Source organism: Microvirga sp. P4_G7 (assembly GCF_056401005.1).
In genome coordinates this window covers 1-2,544 of the sequence record NZ_JBFUKD010000548.1, presented here as the reverse complement: position 1 = coordinate 2,544, position 2,544 = coordinate 1, and the positions used below count along the sequence as shown (strand labels likewise).

The 2,544-nt window shown below is 61.1% G+C and carries 2 protein-coding genes; one reads left to right on the top strand and one right to left on the bottom strand.

Going from position 1 to position 2,544, the window contains the following annotated elements:
- Positions 1–129: 129 nt before the first annotated feature.
- On the top strand, positions 130–663 hold the full coding sequence (locus tag AC1DT3_RS17735; protein WP_477466554.1) for a porin: 534 nt from the start codon (positions 130–132) through the stop codon (positions 661–663).
- Positions 664–741: 78 nt separating this feature from the next.
- Here AC1DT3_RS17735 and AC1DT3_RS17730 read toward each other — a convergent pair.
- Positions 742–2,544, bottom strand: a 1,803-nt coding sequence (locus tag AC1DT3_RS17730) for an efflux RND transporter permease subunit (protein ID WP_477466553.1), incomplete at its 5' end; no start/stop codon positions are given.

Genomic DNA, 2,544 nt, shown 5'->3' with positions numbered 1-2,544 from the left:
TTCTTGACCATGTCCTCACGGACCTTCTGAAAATCGCTGCCGCCGCCACCGCCATTGCCGTAGGAGCCCGGCGACATCGAGCCGAAACTTCCTGATGAGCTTTGAGCATGGGCCAGCGGGGAATGAAGCATGAAACCGAGTGCGACCGCCAAAATTCCAGCCAGGATTTTCATCGAAGCGCTCCTCGCGTTTGCATTCAACGACTCGGCAAAACTAGACCCGCGTTCGATAAGCGGCAACAATCATCTGCTCGGGAGGTGGCAAATCGATTGTCCGAGGCGGTCGATTTGCCGTACGTTGCCCACCACGGAACATGCCGGAGACGGAATGAGAGCATTTTCGATCACGGTCTTGGCAATCGGGCTCCTCTTGGGAGGATCCGCTGTTGCGGGTCCGCGCGAGGACAGGTCGAGCTTGGGTAGCCCCGGCGCGAGCAGCCACGCTCATTCCTGCCTTCCCGGCTTCATTTCCGTGCCCAACACCCGAACCTGTCTCAGGATCTCAGGTCGCATCCGCTCGGAGGTKGCTGCCGGCAGCGGTGCTTCACGCGGTTTCGACGCCGGCCGCGTCGCCAGCGATGGACGGCTTCAATTGGATGTCCGAACCCAGACCGAATATGGGCCGCTGCGCGCCGTCGTTCGGGCTCAGGGTGGAACTCGCTGAATAAAGTTTCAAATCGGTCGAACGCTCTTTCGCGTACCGCATATTCTCCCATCGAGCACGGTTGCCGAGCCGCGGGTCTCAACGCGTCGGCACTGGAACAGCGCCGTCTTGCGCTTTGCTCGCGGTGGGTTCCTTGCGCTCTGCCGAATCGCCCGGCTCCTGGACGCGGAACCAAGCGACGTACAGGGCCGGCAGAAAGATCAGCGTCAGCACCGTCGCGCCGGCGAGACCGCCAACGATGGCAAAAGCCATCGGACCCCAGAACACGTCGCGCATGATCGGCAGCATGCCGAGAATGGCGGCGGAGGCGGTGAGCAGGATCGGTCTGAGACGATGTTGCGCGGCTTCGATGACCGCGTTCCATGTGTCCATCCCCGCGCCGTGGTTGTGCYCGATCTGATCGACCAAGATCACCGAGTTCCGGATGATCATGCCTATGAGGGCGATAATGCCGAGCGTTGCGACGAACCCCATCGGCGTGTTGGTCGTGAGCATCGCCACGACGACGCCGATGAGACCAAGGGGTGCGACGCTGATGACGAGGGCCAGCCGCGAGAAGCTCTGGAGCTGAATCATCAGGACGATCAACATCAGCGCCACCATGATCGGCACCTGTGCGACCAGGGCGGCGTTGCTCTGCGCACTCTTCTCCACCGTACCGCCTTCGACGATCCTCGCGCCCGGAGGGAGGCTTTGCCGCAACGCCTCGATTTGTGGGGCGACGCGATGATAGACGGTGGGTGCCTGCAAGCCCGCGATCATATCCGCCTGAACGGTGATCGTCGGCAAGCGGTCGCGACGCCACAGATAGCCGTCGTCGAGGGTGTACTCGAAACTGGCGACCTCGCCGAGCGGCACGGCGGCGCCGCTGGGGAGATTGATTTGGAGATTGCGCAACGCGGCGAGTGACGAATGCTCGTCGGCGCGCGCAAGGACGTCGATGAGATAGATCGAGTCGCGGACCTGCGTGACGACTTGGCCGCTCAGCACCGTGTTCAAGGCCTGCGACAGGGCCTGCGAACTCAAGCCGACCTGGCGCACCTTGTCCTGGTTGACCACGAGGCGAACAGTCTTGTTCTTTTCGTTCCAATCGAAATTGACGAGTGTCGCGAGGTTCGATTGACGCAATACCTCGGCAAGTTCACCGGCGAACTTGCGCGCTTCATCCGGAGTGTTTCCGCTCACGCGGTATTGGATCGGCCAGCCCACCGGCGGTCCGAGCTCCAGGCGTTGCACACGGGCGGTGACATCCGGGAAGCCGTCGGCGAAGATCTTCTGGACTTTGGCTTCGAGCCGGTCCCGCTCGTCGAGACCTTTCGCGACGAGAACGAATTGCGCGATGAAGTCGTTGTCCAGCTGGACATCGAGCGGCAGATAAAATCGGATCGCACCCCCGCCGATATAAGCCGAGTAGCGCTGCAGGTCCGGATCGCCGTCGATCAGTTTCTGAACCTTGTCGACTTCCGCCTGGGTCGCGAAAATGGACGCATTCTTGGGAAGGTTCATGGTGAGCAGCAATTCCGGTCGATCTGACGACGGGAAGAACTGTCTCTGCACGTATTTCTGTCCGAACAGGGCCAGTGCGAACATTGCGACCGTTGCGGCGATGGTGATCCAGCGGTGACGCATGCAGGCGACGAGCGCGCGGTGAAAGAGCTTTCTTCCGCGACTCAATTCTGTGCCCTTCTCTTCCTTCTCGGCAATATGAGCCGGGAGCACCGTTAGTCCGATCACGGGTGAAAAGACGACGGCGACGAACCATGAACTGACAAGAGCGATTGCGATCACGGCGAAGAGCGAGAAACAGTATTGGCCGGTGTTGCTGTCGGCGAATCCGACGGGCCAGAAGCCCAAGATGGTGACGAGCGTGCCGGTCAGCAT